A 16,345-nucleotide genomic window follows, 5' to 3' on the forward strand; every position below is an offset into this window, starting at 1 on the left:
TCCGGGGAGGCCCTTTTCAAATTCGATCCCTGCGGAAACTCACATGCCCTGCGGGCCGCGGTTCATCGCGGCAATGCCCGTGCGGCAGACTTCCACGAGGCCGAGCGGCTTCATGATCGCCACGAACTGGTCGATCTTGGAGGACTTGCCGGTGATCTCCAGAATGAAGTGCTCCGTCGTCGCATCGACGACCTTGGCATGGAAGGCGTCGGCAAGGCGCAGGGTTTCCTGGCGCATCTCGCCGGAACCGACGATCTTCACCAGCGCCACCTCGCGCTCGATCGGCCGCTCCTGCCCGAGAACCCGGGCGCGGACGGTCAGGTCGACGACCCGATGGACCGGCACGATGCGCTCGAGCTGCGACTTGATCTGCTCGAGAACGCTCGGCGTGCCGCGCGTGACGATGGTGATGCGCGACAGATGCGCCTCATGCTCGGTCTCGGAAACCGTGAGGCTTTCGATGTTGTAGCCACGGCCGGAGAACAGGCCGATGACGCGGGCAAGGACGCCCGGTTCGTTGTCGACGAGCACGGAGAGCGTGTGGCTCTCCGCGACCTGCGTTTCCTTGGCGATGAAATAGGCGGAGCCCGTGGGCTGAAGGTGTGCGTTCATGGGTTCTCTACCTTATATCAAACGAGCTGGCGGCCCTTGGCGTCGATCGCGTTGGCGACCGCTTCGTCCGTGGCCTCGTCGGGCAGCAGCATTTCGTTATGCGCCTTGCCCGAGGGGATCATCGGGAAGCAGTTCGTCAGGTTCGCGACGCGGCAGTCGAAGATGACCGGACGCTTGACGTCGATCATTTCCTGAATGGCTGCATCGAGATCGGCCGGCTTGTCGCAGGCGATGCCGACGCCGCCATAGGCTTCCGCCAGCTTGACGAAATCGGGCATGGCTTCCGTGTAGGAGTTCGACAGGCGGTTTCCGTGCAGCAACTGCTGCCACTGGCGCACCATGCCCATGTACTGGTTGTTCAGGATGAAGATCTTGACCGGCAGGTCATACTGCACGGCGCAGCTCATTTCCTGGATGCACATCTGGATCGAGGCGTCGCCGGCAATGTCGATGACGAGGCTGTCGCGATGCGCGACCTGTACGCCGATCGCCGCCGGGAAACCGTAGCCCATCGTGCCGAGGCCGCCCGAGGTCATCCAGCGGTTCGGATGCTCGAAGCCGTAGAACTGCGCCGCCCACATCTGGTGCTGGCCGACTTCCGTCGTGATGTAGGTGTCGCGGTCCTTGGTCAGCTCGTAGAGCCGCTGGATCGCGTATTGCGGCATGATGACGTCGTTGCTGTGCGTGTAGGCGAACGAGTTGCGCGCGCGCCACTTGGCAATCGAGGTCCACCAGTCGGCCTGAACGGCCTTGTCGTAGTCCTTCGCGCCGGCGCGCCACTGGCGAACCATGTCTTCGAGGACATTGCCGACATCGCCGAGGATCGGAACGTCGACGCGGACGTTCTTGTTGATTGAGGACGGATCGATGTCGATATGGATCTTCTTCGAATTCGGCGAGAAGGCATTGAGGCGGCCGGTGATGCGGTCGTCGAAGCGCGCGCCGATGCAGACCATGACGTCGCAGTCATGCATCGCCATGTTCGCCTCGTAGGAGCCGTGCATGCCCAGCATACCCAGCCAGTTCTTGCCGGACGCCGGATAGGCGCCGAGGCCCATCAGCGTCGAGGTGATCGGGAAGCCGGTGATTTCGACCAGCTCGCGCAGCAGGCGCGAGGCTTCCGGACCGGAATTCACGACGCCGCCGCCGGAATAGATGATCGGCCGGCGGGCGGACTTCATCAGGCTGACGGCCGCCGCGATCTGGTTCGCGTCGCCCTGGACCTTCGGCTGGTAGCTCTTCTGGATGGGCGCTGCGGACGGCGGCGTATAGGTGCCGGTCGCGAACTGCACGTCCTTCGGGATATCGACGACGACCGGGCCGGGACGGCCGGACTGCGCGACGCGGAAGGCCTCATGGATGGTGCGGGCCAGCTCGTTGACGTCCTTGACCAGCCAGTTGTGCTTGGTGCAGGGGCGCGTGATGCCGACCGTGTCGCACTCCTGGAAGGCGTCCGAGCCGATGAGCGTGGTCGGAACCTGGCCGGTGAGGCAGACGAGCGGGATGGAATCCATCAGGGCGTCCTGCAGCGGCGTGACGGCATTGGTCGCGCCGGGGCCGGAGGTGACGAGCATGACGCCGACCTTGCCGGTGGAGCGGGCATAGCCTTCGGCCATGTGGCCGGCGCCCTGCTCGTGGCGAACGAGGATGTGCTCGATGTCTTCCTGCTGGAATATCTCGTCATAGATCGGCAGGACGGCACCGCCCGGATAGCCGAAGATATGTTCCACGCCATTGTCTTTCAGGGCCTGCAAGACAATTTCCGCGCCCGTCATCTGGTTTTCTGTTCCGCTCATCGGATTTCCGTCCGTCTCTTTTCGCATGTCAGGGTGATTATCGAATTTCTGGGCATAAAAAAAGGCCCCTTGGAGGAGCCTGCTTACCGCGCATGGGTGCTTTCGCCGGGTGGTTACTCCACCCTGCCCATGCGCGTTCCCACCACAAGAATGATAGCCGTCAGATTTTTCATGGGGCGGATTGTTAGACACAAAGCAAAGGCGCGTCAACGCTTTTCCGGCTGTTTCGAAACGGCGCGGGGCGACTGGGGCCGCAAAACACCCGAAACCCCTTGTTAAGCGGCCCCGGAGTATGATCGGGGCCGATGGCAAGGAGTGCCGCGTTGCTCAACAATGATCTACAGACCTCTATCGTGGCCGGCGAGCAGGAACGGCGCGATGAACTGGCGGCCGGTAACCGCCTGCTCGGCCGCGTCGTCGCGTGCAGCGGCTCGCGCGCCACCATCAGCGCGCTGGCGCAAGCGGGCCAGACCGCGCTCACCGAACTGTGGGCTGTCGGCCGCCTCATCTCCATTTCCGTCGGCCGCAACCGCGTCGTCGCCCTCGTCTATTCCATGTCCACCGACCAGCAAAGCTGGTCGGAAAACGGCGATACCGTTTTCCGCATCGAGGTCGAGCTTCTCGGCGAGGTCTATGTCGGCCCGGACGGGCGCGAGCGGTTTTCCGCCGGCATCACCAATTATCCCTATCTCGGGGCTGTCGCCCACCGCATCCGCACCTCGGATCTCGCCAAGGTCTACGACACCGGCAAGCACGATGTCTGCGCGATCGGCAAGCTGACGCAGGACGACAGCCTCGATGCGACGATCCACGTGCCCTCCATGCTGGAGAAGCACTTCGCCATCGTCGGCACGACCGGCGTCGGCAAATCCACCGCCGTCACGCTGCTGTTGCACAAGGCGATCCAGTCCGACCCCAAGCTGCGCGTGCTGATCCTCGACCCGCACAACGAATTCGCCGCCGCCTTCGGCGACCTCGCCGTCGTCATCGACACGGACACGCTGGACCTGCCCTTCTGGCTGTTCCGGCTGGAGGAATTCGCCGAAGTGATCTTCCGCGGCCGCCCGCCGGCGCCGGAAGAGATGGATATCCTGCGCGACCTCATCCCGGAGGCCAAGCGCGCCTTCCGCGGCTCGAACGAGAACGGCGTGATGCGCCGCACGAGCGAGAAAAGCTCGATGACGGCCGACACGCCCGTGCCCTTCCGCATCGCGGACCTGCTGGCGCTGATCGACGAGCGCATCGGGCGGCTCGAAGGCCGGGCCGAGAAGCCGCACCTGCGCTCGCTCAAGGTCAAGATCATGTCGGCGATCAACGACCCGCGCTACCATTTCATGTTCTCCTCGAACACGATCACCGACACGATCCTCGACACCATCGCCCGCATCTTCCGCATTCCGGGCGAAGGCAAGCCGGTGACGACGTTCCAGCTCGCCGGCATCCCCTCGGAAGTGGTGAACTCCGTCGCCTCCGTCCTCTGCCGCATGGCCTTCGAAATCGGCCTTTGGAGCCATGGCGGCGTGCATATGCTCGTGGTATGCGAGGAAGCCCACCGCTATGTGCCGGCCGACCCCAAGCTCAGCTTCACGCCGACGCGCCAGGCCATTGCCCGCATCGCCAAGGAAGGCCGCAAATACGGCGTGTCGCTCGGCATCATCACCCAGCGCCCCGGCGAACTCGATCCGACCATCCTATCCCAGTGCTCGACGATCTTCGCAATGCGTCTTGCCAACGATCACGACCAGGAGATCATCCGCTCGGCGATCCCCAACTCCTCCGCCTCGACAACGAGCTTCATCTCCTCCATCGGCAATGGCGAGGCCATCGCCTTCGGCGAGGCCGTCGCGGTGCCCATGCGCATCCGCTTCGCGCGCGTGGCGGCCGAGAGCCTGCCCAAAGCGAACGGCGCGGGTGTCAAAGCCGGGGACGAGACGCCGCAAAGCGTCGACCTGCGCTCCATCGTCACGCGCATGCGCTCGATTTCCGGCCCCGATATTTCCGGCTTCCAGAACTCCTATCTCTCCACGCAGGACATGCCGACCGGCTACGAGGACGCGCCCTACGAGGATGAGGAGGACTATATCGACACGCTGCAGAACGCCGCGGCGCCCCCCGCCGCACCCGCGCGGTCCCTGCACGAGCCCTACCGGCCCGACATGCTGCCCGGTGCGGGCAGCGTCTACGAGCCGTCGCCGCAGGAGCGTTTCGAGGCCATCCGCCGCGAACTGACCGGCGACCCGCAGCGCCCCGCCGCCGATCCCCACCGCCAGCCGGCGCGCCCCGCCTTCGGCGAGCAGCAAGAGCCGCGCCGCGAAGGCTCCATCCGCGAACAGCTTCTCAAGAAACCGCTCAGCAGCCTGATCCGGCGCTAGAGCATTTCCAGCCGAAGCGGAACCGCTTCGGCGTCGGATAATGCGGCAAAGAATAATCTATGGCATCTCCGGTGCATCGGAATTCACCGGAGATGCCATAGGATCGATCCGCGACCAGCTTTCATCGAACTGGTTGCGGAACCAGGTCATCTGGCGCTTGGCATATTGCCTTGTCGCGGCCGCGCCGCGCTCGATCACCTCGGCCCTGGTCATTTCGCCGGCCAGCATGGCGGCGATCTGCGGCACGCCGATGGCTTTCATCACCGGCATGGCTGGCGAGAGATTCAAAGCCAGCAGCGCCTTCACCTCCTCCACCGCCCCCGTTTCCAGCATCTGCCCGAAACGCCGGTCGATGCGGGCGGCGAGCACCGCCCGGTCGGGCAGCACGACGATCTTCTCCGCCCGCTCCGGCGCAATGACCGCCGGCCCCGTGGCGGACTGGAAGACGGCAATGGACCGCCCCGTCGCCTCCAGCACTTCAAGCGCCCGCACGATGCGCTGGCCGTCGCCCGGCATCAGCCGCGCCGCCGTTTCCGGGTCGCGCCGCGCAAGCTCCCGGTGCAAGGCCTCTGCCCCCTCGGTGGCGAGCCGCCCCCGCATCCGCTCGCGCATATCGTCCGGGATCGCCGGCATATCCGACAGGCCGCCTGTCAGCGCGCGAAAGTAAAGGCCCGTACCGCCGACGAAGACGGGAAGCTTTCCCCGCTCGCGCAGCTCCGCGACGACGGCCGTCGCCTCGCGCAGCCAGTCGCCGGTGGAATAGGCCGCGCCCGCCGGCACATGGCCGTAAAGCCGATGCTCGATGCCGGCCATGTCCGCCGGCTGCGGGTGCGCCGTCAGGATGTTCAGCGTGTCATAGACCTGCATGCTGTCCGCATTGATCACGACGCCGCCGTGCTCGGCCGCAAGCCGCACGGCAAGCGCGGACTTGCCGCTTGCCGTCGGTCCCGTTATCAGGATCGCGTCCCGCTTTCGATCAAGGTTTCTCATCATGGCTTTCGTTGCCACGCTTGTCGCCAATCCGTCAAATCCTGTTCTGACGCCCGCCATTGCGGAGAAGGCCGCCGATGCGGTCAAGGCCTCCGGCCTCTACTGGCTTGCCGACGGCATCGCCTGCGATATCGCGCTGCGCGACGACAGCGATCCCGTTGCGGCGGAAAAGACGATCCGCGCACTCATCCCCGGCACGCCGATCGACCTTGCCGTTCAGGATGCCGAGACGCGGCGCAAGAAACTGCTGATCGCCGACATGGATTCGACCATGATCGGCCAGGAATGCATCGATGAACTGGCGGCGGAAGTCGGCCTCAAGGACAAGGTGGCGACGATCACCGCCCGCGCCATGAACGGCGAGATCGCCTTCGAGCCGGCCTTGCGCGAGCGCGTCGCGCTGTTGAAGGGCCTGCCGGTCTCCGTCGTCGACGAGGTCATCGCCAAGCGCATTACGCTGACGCCCGGCGGCATGGAGCTGATCGCGACGATGAAGGCCAAGAGCTATTACACCGCCCTCGTCTCCGGCGGCTTCACCGTCTTCACCAGCCGCATCGCCGCCACGCTGGGCTTTGACGAGAACCGCGCCAATATTCTGCTCGACGCCGATGGCAAGCTCACCGGCGAAGTCGCCGAACCCATCCTCGGCAGGCAGGCCAAGGTGGATGCGCTAATGGAGATTTCCGAACGCCTCGGCATCTCGCCGCAAGAGGCGATGGCCGTCGGCGACGGCGCGAACGACCTCGGCATGCTGCACGCCTCCGGCGCGGGCGTCGCCCTGCACGCCAAGCCGGCCGTCGCAGCCGAAGCGAAAATCCGCATCGACCACGGCGACCTCACCGCCCTTCTCTACCTACAGGGCTATCGCAAGTCGGACTTCGTGACGGCCTGATGCTCATCGCCACGACAAAGCGCCTCGCCTTGCGCAACTGGGAGGAAAAGGACCGGGCGCTTTTCCACGAGATCAATTCCGATCCCGTGGTCATGGAATTCTTTCCCTTCCTGCGCACGCGCGTCCAGTCGGACGAACTCTTCGACCGCCTGCGCGGCATCATCGCGCAGACTGGCCTCGGCTTCTACGCGCTCGCCGACCGGGCAACGGACGAGGCCATGGGCTTCTGCGGTCTCTCGCGCACCAACGGGCTGGAACCCCATGTGGCGGATGGCGCCGTCGAAATCGGCTGGCGGCTTGCAAGACGCCACTGGGGCCATGGCTACATTACGGAAGCGGCGGAAAAGCTGCTGGAATTCGGCTTCGCGGAAAAGGGCCTGCCCGAGATCGTCTCGTTCGCCGTCGCGGACAATGCCCGCTCCATCGCCGTCATGCGGCGCATCGGCATGGCGGCCGCACCGGACCGCGATTTCATTATGCCCGGCATAGAGGATGCCCGCGCCGAGCTTCGCCCGCACGTCCTTTACGCCCTCGACCGCGCGGGCTGGCAGCAAAAAGGCCGCTGAAGCAATGCTCCAACGGCCTGAATCACTGTCTCGAAAGCTGCCGCCAAGCCCCTGACGGGACTCGGCTTTTCCCGTCAGTCGATGCGCACCGTGACATAGCGCAGCGCCCCGCTGGGATTGGCGATCATCATCAGCGCGTTGCGGCGGTCCTCCGACTTCAGCTTGGCGACGCGGCTCCTGACTTCCTCCACCGTGGTGACGGTTTCCTGCCCGACCTCGACGATCACGTCGCCCGGCGCGATACCCCGCTCGGCGGCAGCCGAATCCGGGGCGACCTCGGTGATCACCACGCCCTTGACGCTTTCCACGATGCCGAAGGACTTGCGCGCGTCCTCGTCGAGGTCGCCGATGCCCATGCCGAGAACCGTTCCGGTCTTCTTCGGCTCGGCCTGCTCGCCGGTCTCGGGGGTCGCGCCCTCCTCGGTCGTGCTCTCGTCCTGCGTCGCCTCGGCGCCCGCGTCCTCCGTATCCTCGCCGTCCTCCAGGCGGCCGAGCGTGACCTTGACGGTCATCTCTTTGCCGTTGCGCAGGATCACGACATCCACCGCCTTGCCGATCGGGCTTTCGGCGACGACGCGCGGCAGGTCGCGCATCTCGTGGACATCCTTGCCGTCGAAGCGGACGATGACGTCGCCGGTCTGGATCGAGCCGTTATCGACCGGCCCGCCCTTGATGATGCCGGCGACCAGCGCACCCTTGGTCTCGGTCATGCCGAGGCTTTCGGCGATATCGTCGGTGACGGGCTGGATGCGAACGCCGAGCCAGCCGCGGCGCGTCTCGCCGAAGTCGCGAAGCTGGGTGAAGATGTTCTGCGCCAGTTCGGTCGGGACGGAGAAGCCGATGCCGATGGAGCCGCCGGAGGGCGAGATGATCGCCGTGTTGATGCCGATGACCTCGCCCTTCATGTTGAAGAGCGGACCGCCGGAATTGCCGCGGTTGATGGCGGCGTCCGTCTGGATGAAGTTGTCATAGGGGCCGGCATTGATGTTGCGGCCGCGCGCCGAAATGATGCCGACCGTGACCGAGCCGCCGAGGCCGAACGGATTGCCGATGGCCATCACCCAGTCGCCGATGCGCATGGTGCGGGAATCGCCGAAGGGCACGGCCTTCAGCGGCGATTTCGGCTCGACCTTCAAAAGCGCAAGGTCCGTCTTCGGGTCCGTGCCGACGAGCTTGGCCTTCAGCTTGGAGCCGTTGGCGAAATTCACCTCGATATCGTCCGCGCCCTCGATGACGTGATTGTTCGTGGCGATGAAGCCGGAGGGATCGATGACGAAGCCGGAGCCGAGCGAATTGACCGTCTGCGGCTGGTTGGAGCCTTCGCCGCCCTCGCCCTTGAAGAAATCGTCGAACAAATCCTGATAGGGCGAGCCTTCCGGCACCTGCGGAACGGGTCCCTTGTCCTCGTCCTTGACGTTCTGCGAGGTGGAGATGTTCACCACCGCGTCGAGCAGGCCTTCAGCGAGATCGGCGACGGATTCCGGGCCGGCCGGCTTCACCTCGGCCGCCGCCGGAACGGCGAGCGGACCTGCCGCGACCAGCGAAAAACTCACCGCGAGCGCGAGCGCCGCGTGGGCTGCGCTGGACCTCGTCTTCAAAGCCATGTTCGGCATCCTCTTTGTCTTGCTGTCACGGCGAGTGTTTGCCCCGGATACGGCAAAAATCAGTCCGCTATAATGATTTGCCGCGAAGTCTTGCCCGTCTTCGCCCCTGCCCGCAAGGGCGCTTTCATACGCCGCGAATGAACCACACCATCAGGACGCCGAGGGCGACGGCGACGAGACCGGAGGTTCGAAGCTGGTTTTCCGGAATCTGCGGCAGATATTCCGCCATGCGCTTCAAAGCCGAAGGGGCCAGTGCGTACACCAGCCCCTCGATGATCATGAAGAACGCGATCCCCGTCAGGAAATCGGACATGGAAGCGTTCTCAGTTTGCCGTGGAGGGCGTCGCCGCCGCGCCGTTCGTCGCACCCGAGGCGGCCGCCGGCCTTCTGCCCGAGGCATCCTCGAAGAAGCGGAAGAACTCCGAACGCGGCGACAGGACGAGCGTCGTGTCGGGCGAGTTCATCGAGTCGCGATAGGCGATCATCGAGCGATAGAACTCGAAGAAGTCCTCGTCCTGCGAGAAGGCTTCGCCGAAGACGCGATTGCGCTCGCCGTCGCCCTCGCCTCGCAGGATTTCCGAATCGCGCTGGGCAGCGGCCACGAACTCGACGACCTGACGATCGGCGATGGCGCGGCGGCGCTGGCCTTCTTCGTTACCGCGGGCGCGGATGAGTTCGGCTTCGGCAAGACGCTCGGCCTTCATGCGGTCGTAGGTCTGCTGCGAGACTTCCTGCGTCAGGTCCGTACGGCGGATGCGCACGTCGGAGATGGTGAGGCCGAGGTTGGAGGCGTCGTTCGCCAGTTCGCCGCGCACTTCACGCATCATCGAAGCGCGCTCTTCCGAAAGGGCGGATTCGAAGCCGCGCAGGCCGTAGACCCGGCGCAGCGCCGCGTCGAGACGGGTGCGCAGGCGCGCTTCCGCCGATTCCCGGTCGCCCGAGACTGCTTCGCGGAAGCGGCGGGCATCCGTGATCTTGTAGACCACGAAGGCATCGACCTCATAGAACTTGCCGCCCGAAACCTGGACGCGGATGTCGTCGAGGTCGAAGCGCAGCGCCTGGTCCTGGATATACTGGACGCTGTCGGCATCCATGAAGCCGAAGGGCAGCTTGAAATAGAGGCCCGGCTCGGACTTGACGTCCTGAATCTGGCCGAAGCGGATGACGATCGCCTGCTGGCGCTCGTTCACGACGAACACCGACGAATAGACGATGAAGAGAAGAACGCCGGCGGCGATCAGGATGGCCGTTACGCGATTGCCCATTACTGAGTGCCTCCCGCCTGCTGGCCGGTCGTCCGGCCAAGTTCGTTGAGGGGAAGGAAGGGAACCACGCCCTGTCCGTTCTGCTGCTCGTCGATGATGACCTTCTTGGAGCTCTTCATCACGCCTTCCATGGTTTCAAGGAAGAGACGCTTGCGCGTCACGTCGGGAGCGGCCTTGTACTGCTCGTAGATGGAAAGGAAGCGTGCCGCTTCACCTTCCGCTTCCTTGACGACGCGGTCCTTGTAGGCGGCCGCCTCTTCGCGGATCTGCGCGGCCTGACCGCGGGCAAGACCCAGCTTCTGGTTGGCGTACTGGTTGGCTTCCTCGACGAAGCGGTCCTCGTCCTGCTCGGCGCGCTGCACTTCGTCGAACGCGTCGGCCACTTCGCGCGGCGGGGCCGCATCCTCGATGGCGACGGTGTTGATGGAAATGCCGGCGCCATAGGCGTCCATGGTCGCCTGGATCGTCGACTTCACGCCTTCGGCGATGGCCTGACGGTTGTCGCGGAAGATATCCTGCGCCGGACGGCGGCCGACGACTTCGCGCATGGCGCTTTCGGAGACCTGCTGCAGCGTTTCGGCCGGATATTCGAGGTTGAAGAGGTAGGCCTGCGGATCGGTGACGGAATAGAGCACCGAGAACTGCACGTTCACGATGTTCTGGTCGCCCGTCAGCATCAGGCCGGAGCTGTCGGAATTCGACGATGCCGTGCGGCGGCCGATATTCTGCTGCTGCTCGGTGATCTTGACGACTTCGACGGTCTCGAACGGCCACATGTGGAAATGCAGGCCGGGCATGGAGACTTCCTGCTTCGGCTTGCCGAAGCGCAACTCGACGCCGCGCTCGTCCGGCTGGACGGTGTAGATGGCGTTCATCAGCCAGAAGACGCCGAGAAGCAGGAGCGCGATGACCACGATGCCGCCGTTGAAACCGCCGGGCATGACGTTCTTGAGCTGGTCCTGGCCACGCCGGATGATTTCCTCAAGGTCGGGCGGGCCGCCATTGCCGCCGCCACCGCCGCGCGGGCGGTTCGGTCCCTGCCCCCACGGTCCTTGATTGTTTCCACCGCCGCCGCCGCCCCAAGGGCCGCCGCCGCCGTTCTGATTGCTCCAGGGCATCAATACCTCTTTCGTTAAATCCCCTTGAAGCGTTCCCGCCAAACGCGAAAACGCCCCATCGCTTGTTCTGAGCGTTTCGCAGATTGTTTCGCCGCGCAACGCTAGGTGAACCCGTTATAGGTATCCCACGGGCACCTTTCAACAAATCCGCGGCGCGTTGCGCGCCCGTGCGGCAAAATAGTTCGTGATCGACGCGCCTTATGCGGATGTTTTCCGACGCCAGGTGACGAAACGCATGGCGTGGCTGTCCTTTTCGCCCTGCGGAATGGGTTCTTCCACAACCTTCTCGAAGACGGCAGGGTCGATTGCGGGAAAGCGCGTGTCGCCCTCCACATCCGCCTCGACATGGGTGACATGCAGGATATCGGCCCGGTCGAAGACCTGCGCATAGATTTGTCCGCCGCCGATGACGCAGATCTCGTCCACGCCGAGCAGCCGCGCCTCGCGCCCCGCCACGGCCAGCCCCTCGTCGAGCGAGGCGACGACATCCGCGCCGGGCGCGGAGAACGCCGTGTCGCGGGTGACGACGATGTTCGGGCGTCCCGGCAACGGGCGGCCGATCGACTCCCAGGTCTTGCGGCCCATCAGCACCGGCTTGCCGAGCGTCAGTTGCTTGAAGCGCTTCAGGTCCGACGGAAGCCGCCATGGCAGGTCGCCATCGCGGCCGATGACGCCGTTCCGCGCGACTGCGACGACGAGGACGATCTTGGCTTGGCTCATGCGGCTTTCCCGAAATCAGACGGCGATGGGCGCCTTGATGCTTGAATCGGCTTCATAGCCGACCAGTTCGAAGTCCTCGAATTTGAAGGAGAAAAGGTCCTTCACATCGGGGTTGATCTTCATGAAGGGCAACGGCTTCGGCGTGCGCGTCATCTGCGTGCGCACCTGCTCGAAATGGTTGGCGTAGATATGGGCGTCGCCGAGCGTATGCACGAAATCGCCGGGCTGGAGGCCCGTCACCTGCGCCACCATCATGGTCAGCAGCGCATAGGAGGCGATGTTGAAGGGCACGCCGAGGAAGATATCGGCGGAGCGCTGGTAGAGCTGGCAGGAGAGCCTGCCGTCCGCAACGTAGAACTGGAACAGGCAATGGCACGGCGGCAGCGCCATTTCGTCGACCAGCGCCGGGTTCCAGGCCGAGACGATATGGCGGCGCGAGTTCGGATTGTTCCGGATGCTGTCGACCACCGCGACGATCTGGTCGAGATGGCGGCCGTCATGGGTCGGCCAGGAGCGCCACTGGTAGCCGTAGACCGGGCCGAGATCGCCGTTGGCGTCCGCCCATTCGTCCCAGATGGTCACGCCGTTGTCGCGCAGATAGGCGATGTTGGTGTCGCCCTTCAGGAACCACAGCAGTTCATGGATGATGGAGCGCAGGTGCAGCTTCTTGGTGGTCAGCACCGGGAAACCTTCGGCAAGGTCGAAGCGCATCTGGTAGCCGAAGACGCCGCGCGTGCCCGTGCCGGTCCGGTCCCCGCGGTCGGAGCCGTTTTCCATCACATGGGCGAGAAGGTCGAGATATTGCTGCATGACCGCCGTCGATTCGTTGTCCAGCGTAAGATACTAGAGCCGAAGCGGCGGCGGCCAAAGGGTGAAATGGATTTTTCCCGGCTTTCCTCAGGCAAGCGCGCCGAGTTTTCCGAGTTCCTTGGCGGTGAGGTAGTAGAAGGTCACGCGCGATTTGGTACGGTCGTCGGCCATCGCCTTGCACACCGCCTCGACCGCCTTGTCGGCGGCATCCCCGGTAATGCCGAGCTTCTTGCCGCACCACTTCTCCTTGACGCGGCCCAGCTCTTCGGGATCGGTGCAGGAGACCAGGGAGGAGTCACGGTTGCGCAAGGCAATGCCGAGATGGGTCACGATCTTCTTGACGATGGCCTCGTCGGCACCGCTGTCATACTTGCGGACATTTGCGAGATAGTCGGTCATGCTGTCTCCTCTACGGTCACTGGGCGTCCGTCATCATGATGGACATGCCGCGCCGCCATGTTTTCACGCCGGAATGGCAAGTCAAGCACGAATGAATGCTCCGTCCGCCGAATGCGCGATCATCACATCGCTCGGTTTTACTTCGCCATTTTTGCACTTTCTGAAGGAATAGGCCGTAAAGGTGCCTCATGCGGCCAAAGGTGGACATGCCGCGGGCAACGACGGTAGCGGCAGGTGAGCAAGGCCGAAGACTATTCGCAGAAATTCTGGCTGGCCTACGGCATAGCCTGCCTCGCCGTGGCAGGAATGTCGTTCGGCTGGGGCGTCGTCTTCGCGCTGCGGCATGCCTGGGCGCTCGTCGCCATCGATATCGCCGTCATCGCCGTCGCCCTCATGAGCTTTATGCTCGCGCGCCGGCGCCGGCTTTCGGCAGCCCTGCTCTTCTCGCAGGCCTCGTTCCTGGCCATCATCCTCGTATTCTGTCTCGTCTTCGACGTGCCGAACGGCGTGGCGCCGCGCGTCACGCACCTTTTCCTCCTTGTCCTCGCCCTGCTCGGCTACATCAACTACCAGCGGGAGCGCTCGCGCTTCCAGTTCGCCGTCATCGCGCTCTGCCTCCTCTCCTTCGTGGTGTTCGCCAGCACCCATGTCTCCGTGCCCTTCGCCCGGCCGATTCCGGACGAATTCCGCACCCTCGGCACCTGGATCAATTCGATCATCGCCGTCGCCATGCTGTGCGGCGCGATCTACGTGATGCGGCTGAAATTCGCCCGGAACCTGGACATCGCGCGCGATATCAGGAGCGCGCTCACAAACCGGGAATTCGAGCTGTTCTACCAGCCGCAGGTCGACGAAGCCGGCGTGACGACCGGCGCGGAAGCCCTGCTGCGCCGCAGGCGGCCGGATGGCGGCCATATCCCGCCGGCCGCGTTCATCCCCGCCGCCGAGCAGGCGGGCCTGATGCCGGAAATCGGCGACTGGGTGCTGGGCGAAGCCTGCCGGACCCTCGCCTTCTGGCAGCAGGACCCGGCGACACGCCATCTGAAACTGGCGATCAACGTCAATGCCGACCAGTTCATGAAGCCGGATTTCGTCGATACCCTGATGGCGCGCATCGCCGCGCGCGACCTGGACCCGACCCGCCTCAAGCTGGAACTGACCGAAAGCATGATGGCCGCCGATATCGACATCGTGGCGGAAAAGATGCGCGCGCTGAGCGCCGCCGGCATCACCATCTCGCTCGACGACTTCGGCACCGGCTATTCCTCGCTCAGCCACCTGCGCCGCCTGCCGGTCCACGAAATCAAGATCGACCGCTCCTTCGTGCAGGAAGCGCCGGAGAGCAAGCGCAACCGCATCCTCTTGAAAAGCATCTTCGACATTGCCGGCATGCTGGAATTCTCGGTCGTCGCCGAGGGCATCGAGACGAAGGAACAGTTGCTGCTGCTGCAATCTTACGGCTGCACCGCCTTCCAGGGCTATTATTTCGGCCGCCCCGTGCCCTTTGCCGAGTTCCAGAAACAATGGATCGGCGAACCGCCGCCGCCGGCCGCAAGCGCCTGACCCGGCTTCGAAAAAATCCCTGTCACAAAGCCCTTTCCTTGCGCGGCGGGAATGCCTATATGTGAGGTGCTGCTTCGGCAGCTATGGCAATAAACGGGCGGTGTAATAAACCCATTGGACCCGGGGGCGGTACCCGGCGCCTCCACCAAAAACCGGTCGACCTTGACGGACCGGCTTTTGATGGGGGCGAAATAGGATCGACAAGGGCGTAAAGATCGACTTTTTGCTCGGCATTGTACCACCGTTATCGGGCTAAACTTGTAGTTGCAAACGACAACTATGCGGAAGCTCGTCTCGCTGCTTAATCGCGGTGTGACACTTCACTCAAAGTCCTGACGGGTCGCACCGGCAGGCGGGGTCCGAAGGCACCTGGCAACAGAAGCCTTCACCTTCTCCAATCCCTTGAAATGGTCTATAGCTGTGCCAGATGACTCGTGCCGGAAGGCATGAGAAAAACGAAGAATGCCTGAATACAAAGGCAGGAAGAAAGACAGGAACGGATGGCGCAAGACCACATTCGCTACGACATTCTCGCCCAGGACGCGCTGCGCAGCGTCATTCGCAAGGTTTTGTCCGAGGTTGCGGTCACGGGCCACCTGCCCGGCGAGCACCATTTCTTCATTACCTTCCTCACCAACGCCCCGGGCGTGCGCATCTCGCAGCACCTCAAGGCCAAGTATGCGGAACAGATGACCATCGTCGTCCAGCACCAGTTCTGGGACCTCAAGGTCACCGAGAGCCTGTTCGAGATCGGCCTCTCCTTCTCCGACACGCCCGAAAAGCTGGTCATCCCCTTCAACGCCATCCGCGGCTTCTACGACCCGTCCGTCAGCTTCGAGCTGGAATTCGACGTGCCGGCCGCCGAGGAAGAGGATGAGGATCACTCCGCGGAGATCACCGCCTACCCCGCCGCCCCGGAAAAGGCCGAGGATTCCGGTGAGGAGCCCGTGCCGCCGACTGGTGGCGACAACAACAAGGGCGGTTCGGTCGTCTCGCTCGATTCCTTCCGCAAGAAGAACTGAGCCTTTCCGATGAGCGGCGACGTCGTCAATCTCCGCCAGTTCCGCAAGCAGAAGGCCCGCTCCGACAAGGAGAAGGCGGCCGAGCAGAACCGCATCGCCTTCGGCCGGACCAAGGCGGAGAAGACGCTGACACGCGCCCTTAACGAGAAGGCGGAAAAGACGCTCGATCAGGGCCGCCTTGAGCGGCCTGACGGCGAACGACCCGACGACGCGGCGGACTGACTTTCCCCGCGATCTCAAAGTCTTGCCGGGAAAACCGGAATCAACCTGACAATCGCCTCGCGTGTTTTCACGCCGTTTCGGCCTGTGTGCTTCCGCCGGAAGCACACACCATCGTCCTGCAGGGAAAGCATGATCCGCAAATATTCGACCACCCTGCACGGCCATCGCACGAGCTTCTCGCTCGAACCGGCCTTCCATGACGAGTTGAAGGGCATCGCCGAGGAGCGTGGCCTGACGCTCGCCGCGCTGCTGCGCGAGATCGACGATACGCGCGGCCCCGACGACAATCTTTCCTCAGCGCTGCGCCTGCATGTGCTGGAATGGCTGAAACAGAAGGCCGGCAGCGTTTCCGCTGAGGACGGGCACGCACCCTCGGCGTAAAGCCGCCGCGCGC

Annotated in this window: 17 protein-coding genes and 1 other RNA gene; 8 read left to right on the forward strand and 10 right to left on the reverse strand. The window is 64.1% G+C overall.

The window, feature by feature from the left end:
* Positions 1-39: 39 nt before the first annotated feature.
* Both ilvN and K8M09_RS10135 read right to left on the reverse strand, forming a co-directional pair.
* Positions 40-612 (reverse strand): acetolactate synthase small subunit, encoded by a 573-nt coding sequence (ilvN, locus tag K8M09_RS10130; RefSeq protein WP_160785959.1) that lies wholly within the window; start codon positions 610-612, stop codon positions 40-42.
* Between the two features lie 17 nt (positions 613-629).
* Complete coding sequence (locus tag K8M09_RS10135) at positions 630-2,408, reverse strand: acetolactate synthase 3 large subunit (RefSeq protein ID WP_160785960.1); 1,779 nt, start codon at positions 2,406-2,408, stop codon at positions 630-632.
* 305 nt (positions 2,409-2,713) lie between these two features.
* On the opposite strand from K8M09_RS10135, the gene K8M09_RS10140 reads away from it, so the two are divergent.
* Positions 2,714-4,780, forward strand: coding sequence for an ATP-binding protein (locus K8M09_RS10140; protein WP_160785961.1), 2,067 nt, complete (start codon positions 2,714-2,716; stop codon positions 4,778-4,780).
* A gap of 57 nt (positions 4,781-4,837) precedes the next feature.
* On the opposite strand, the gene miaA is transcribed toward K8M09_RS10140, so the two are convergent.
* On the reverse strand, positions 4,838-5,773 hold the full coding sequence (miaA, locus tag K8M09_RS10145; protein ID WP_160785962.1) for a tRNA (adenosine(37)-N6)-dimethylallyltransferase MiaA: 936 nt from the start codon (positions 5,771-5,773) through the stop codon (positions 4,838-4,840).
* Between miaA and serB the strand changes: the two genes are divergently transcribed.
* Together serB and K8M09_RS10155 are read left to right on the forward strand one after the other, a co-directional pair.
* Entirely contained in the window at positions 5,772-6,662 is an 891-nt protein-coding gene (gene serB / locus K8M09_RS10150) for a phosphoserine phosphatase SerB (RefSeq protein ID WP_160785963.1), read from the forward strand. The two genes, miaA and serB, sit on opposite strands and share 2 nt — an antisense overlap.
* The gene (locus tag K8M09_RS10155) at positions 6,662-7,228 is read left to right on the forward strand and encodes a GNAT family N-acetyltransferase (RefSeq protein WP_160785964.1); all 567 of its coding nucleotides are present in this window, start codon (positions 6,662-6,664) and stop codon (positions 7,226-7,228) included. Before serB ends, K8M09_RS10155 begins: the two co-directional genes overlap by 1 nt.
* 74 nt (positions 7,229-7,302) lie before the next feature.
* Here K8M09_RS10155 and K8M09_RS10160 read toward each other — a convergent pair whose 3' ends face one another.
* From K8M09_RS10160 to K8M09_RS10190, 7 genes are all read right to left on the reverse strand, one after another.
* Positions 7,303-8,841 carry a DegQ family serine endoprotease gene (locus K8M09_RS10160; protein ID WP_160785965.1) on the reverse strand — a complete coding sequence of 513 codons (1,539 nt, stop codon included), beginning with the start codon at positions 8,839-8,841 and terminating at the stop codon, positions 7,303-7,305.
* A 115-nt stretch (positions 8,842-8,956) separates the two neighbouring features.
* A complete protein-coding gene (locus K8M09_RS10165) occupies positions 8,957-9,145 on the reverse strand; it encodes a DUF2065 domain-containing protein (protein WP_160785966.1) in 189 nt (62 codons plus the stop codon).
* Between the two features lie 10 nt (positions 9,146-9,155).
* Positions 9,156-10,097 carry a protease modulator HflC gene (hflC, locus tag K8M09_RS10170; RefSeq protein WP_160785967.1) on the reverse strand — a complete coding sequence of 314 codons (942 nt, stop codon included), beginning with the start codon at positions 10,095-10,097 and terminating at the stop codon, positions 9,156-9,158.
* Positions 10,097-11,215, reverse strand: a complete 1,119-nt coding sequence (gene hflK, locus K8M09_RS10175; protein ID WP_160785968.1) for an FtsH protease activity modulator HflK — start codon at positions 11,213-11,215, stop codon at positions 10,097-10,099. The genes hflC and hflK overlap by 1 nt, the downstream gene beginning before the upstream one ends.
* Before the next feature lie 198 nt (positions 11,216-11,413).
* Positions 11,414-11,935, reverse strand: coding sequence for a dihydrofolate reductase (locus tag K8M09_RS10180; RefSeq protein ID WP_160785969.1), 522 nt, complete (start codon positions 11,933-11,935; stop codon positions 11,414-11,416).
* Positions 11,936-11,950: 15 nt separating this feature from the next.
* Positions 11,951-12,745, reverse strand: coding sequence for a thymidylate synthase (locus K8M09_RS10185; RefSeq protein WP_160785970.1), 795 nt, complete (start codon positions 12,743-12,745; stop codon positions 11,951-11,953).
* An 87-nt stretch (positions 12,746-12,832) separates the two neighbouring features.
* Positions 12,833-13,144, reverse strand: coding sequence for a DUF2853 family protein (locus K8M09_RS10190; protein WP_160785971.1), 312 nt, complete (start codon positions 13,142-13,144; stop codon positions 12,833-12,835).
* 234 nt (positions 13,145-13,378) lie between these two features.
* On the opposite strand from K8M09_RS10190, the gene K8M09_RS10195 reads away from it, so the two are divergent.
* The 5 genes from K8M09_RS10195 (at position 13,379) to K8M09_RS10215 (ending at position 16,332) form a co-directional block, all read left to right on the forward strand.
* Positions 13,379-14,707: a putative bifunctional diguanylate cyclase/phosphodiesterase gene (locus tag K8M09_RS10195; protein WP_160785972.1), complete on the forward strand. Its 1,329-nt coding sequence runs from the start codon at positions 13,379-13,381 to the stop codon at positions 14,705-14,707.
* A 29-nt stretch (positions 14,708-14,736) separates the two neighbouring features.
* Positions 14,737-15,097: a transfer-messenger RNA gene (gene ssrA / locus K8M09_RS10200) on the forward strand.
* A 110-nt stretch (positions 15,098-15,207) separates the two neighbouring features.
* Entirely contained in the window at positions 15,208-15,729 is a 522-nt protein-coding gene (locus K8M09_RS10205; protein WP_160785973.1) for an SspB family protein, read from the forward strand.
* A gap of 9 nt (positions 15,730-15,738) precedes the next feature.
* Positions 15,739-15,951, forward strand: coding sequence for a DUF4169 family protein (locus tag K8M09_RS10210; RefSeq protein WP_160785974.1), 213 nt, complete (start codon positions 15,739-15,741; stop codon positions 15,949-15,951).
* A 129-nt stretch (positions 15,952-16,080) separates the two neighbouring features.
* Positions 16,081-16,332, forward strand: a complete 252-nt coding sequence (locus tag K8M09_RS10215; protein WP_160785975.1) for a ribbon-helix-helix domain-containing protein — start codon at positions 16,081-16,083, stop codon at positions 16,330-16,332.
* The last annotated feature ends 13 nt before the right edge of the window (positions 16,333-16,345 follow it).

It is taken from the genome of Shinella zoogloeoides (genome assembly GCF_020883495.1).
Classification (GTDB): Bacteria; Pseudomonadota; Alphaproteobacteria; order Rhizobiales; family Rhizobiaceae; genus Shinella; species Shinella zoogloeoides.

Excerpts from the sequence above, each read along its gene's own strand:
- ilvN (WP_160785959.1), bottom strand. The coding sequence starts at position 612 with ATGAACGCACACCTTCAGCCCACGGGCTCCGCCTATTTCATCGCCAAG.
- K8M09_RS10135 (WP_160785960.1), bottom strand. The coding sequence starts at position 2,408 with ATGAGCGGAACAGAAAACCAGATGACGGGCGCGGAAATTGTCTTGCAG.
- K8M09_RS10140 (WP_160785961.1), top strand. The coding sequence starts at position 2,714 with ATGGCAAGGAGTGCCGCGTTGCTCAACAATGATCTACAGACCTCTATC.
- serB (WP_160785963.1), top strand. The coding sequence starts at position 5,772 with ATGGCTTTCGTTGCCACGCTTGTCGCCAATCCGTCAAATCCTGTTCTG.
- miaA (WP_160785962.1), bottom strand. The coding sequence starts at position 5,773 with ATGATGAGAAACCTTGATCGAAAGCGGGACGCGATCCTGATAACGGGA.
- K8M09_RS10155 (WP_160785964.1), top strand. The coding sequence starts at position 6,662 with ATGCTCATCGCCACGACAAAGCGCCTCGCCTTGCGCAACTGGGAGGAA.
- K8M09_RS10160 (WP_160785965.1), bottom strand. The coding sequence starts at position 8,841 with ATGCCGAACATGGCTTTGAAGACGAGGTCCAGCGCAGCCCACGCGGCG.
- K8M09_RS10165 (WP_160785966.1), bottom strand. The coding sequence starts at position 9,145 with ATGTCCGATTTCCTGACGGGGATCGCGTTCTTCATGATCATCGAGGGG.
- hflC (WP_160785967.1), bottom strand. The coding sequence starts at position 10,097 with ATGGGCAATCGCGTAACGGCCATCCTGATCGCCGCCGGCGTTCTTCTC.
- hflK (WP_160785968.1), bottom strand. The coding sequence starts at position 11,215 with ATGCCCTGGAGCAATCAGAACGGCGGCGGCGGCCCTTGGGGCGGCGGC.
- K8M09_RS10180 (WP_160785969.1), bottom strand. The coding sequence starts at position 11,935 with ATGAGCCAAGCCAAGATCGTCCTCGTCGTCGCAGTCGCGCGGAACGGC.
- K8M09_RS10185 (WP_160785970.1), bottom strand. The coding sequence starts at position 12,745 with ATGCAGCAATATCTCGACCTTCTCGCCCATGTGATGGAAAACGGCTCC.
- K8M09_RS10190 (WP_160785971.1), bottom strand. The coding sequence starts at position 13,144 with ATGACCGACTATCTCGCAAATGTCCGCAAGTATGACAGCGGTGCCGAC.
- K8M09_RS10205 (WP_160785973.1), top strand. The coding sequence starts at position 15,208 with ATGGCGCAAGACCACATTCGCTACGACATTCTCGCCCAGGACGCGCTG.
- K8M09_RS10210 (WP_160785974.1), top strand. The coding sequence starts at position 15,739 with ATGAGCGGCGACGTCGTCAATCTCCGCCAGTTCCGCAAGCAGAAGGCC.
- K8M09_RS10215 (WP_160785975.1), top strand. The coding sequence starts at position 16,081 with ATGATCCGCAAATATTCGACCACCCTGCACGGCCATCGCACGAGCTTC.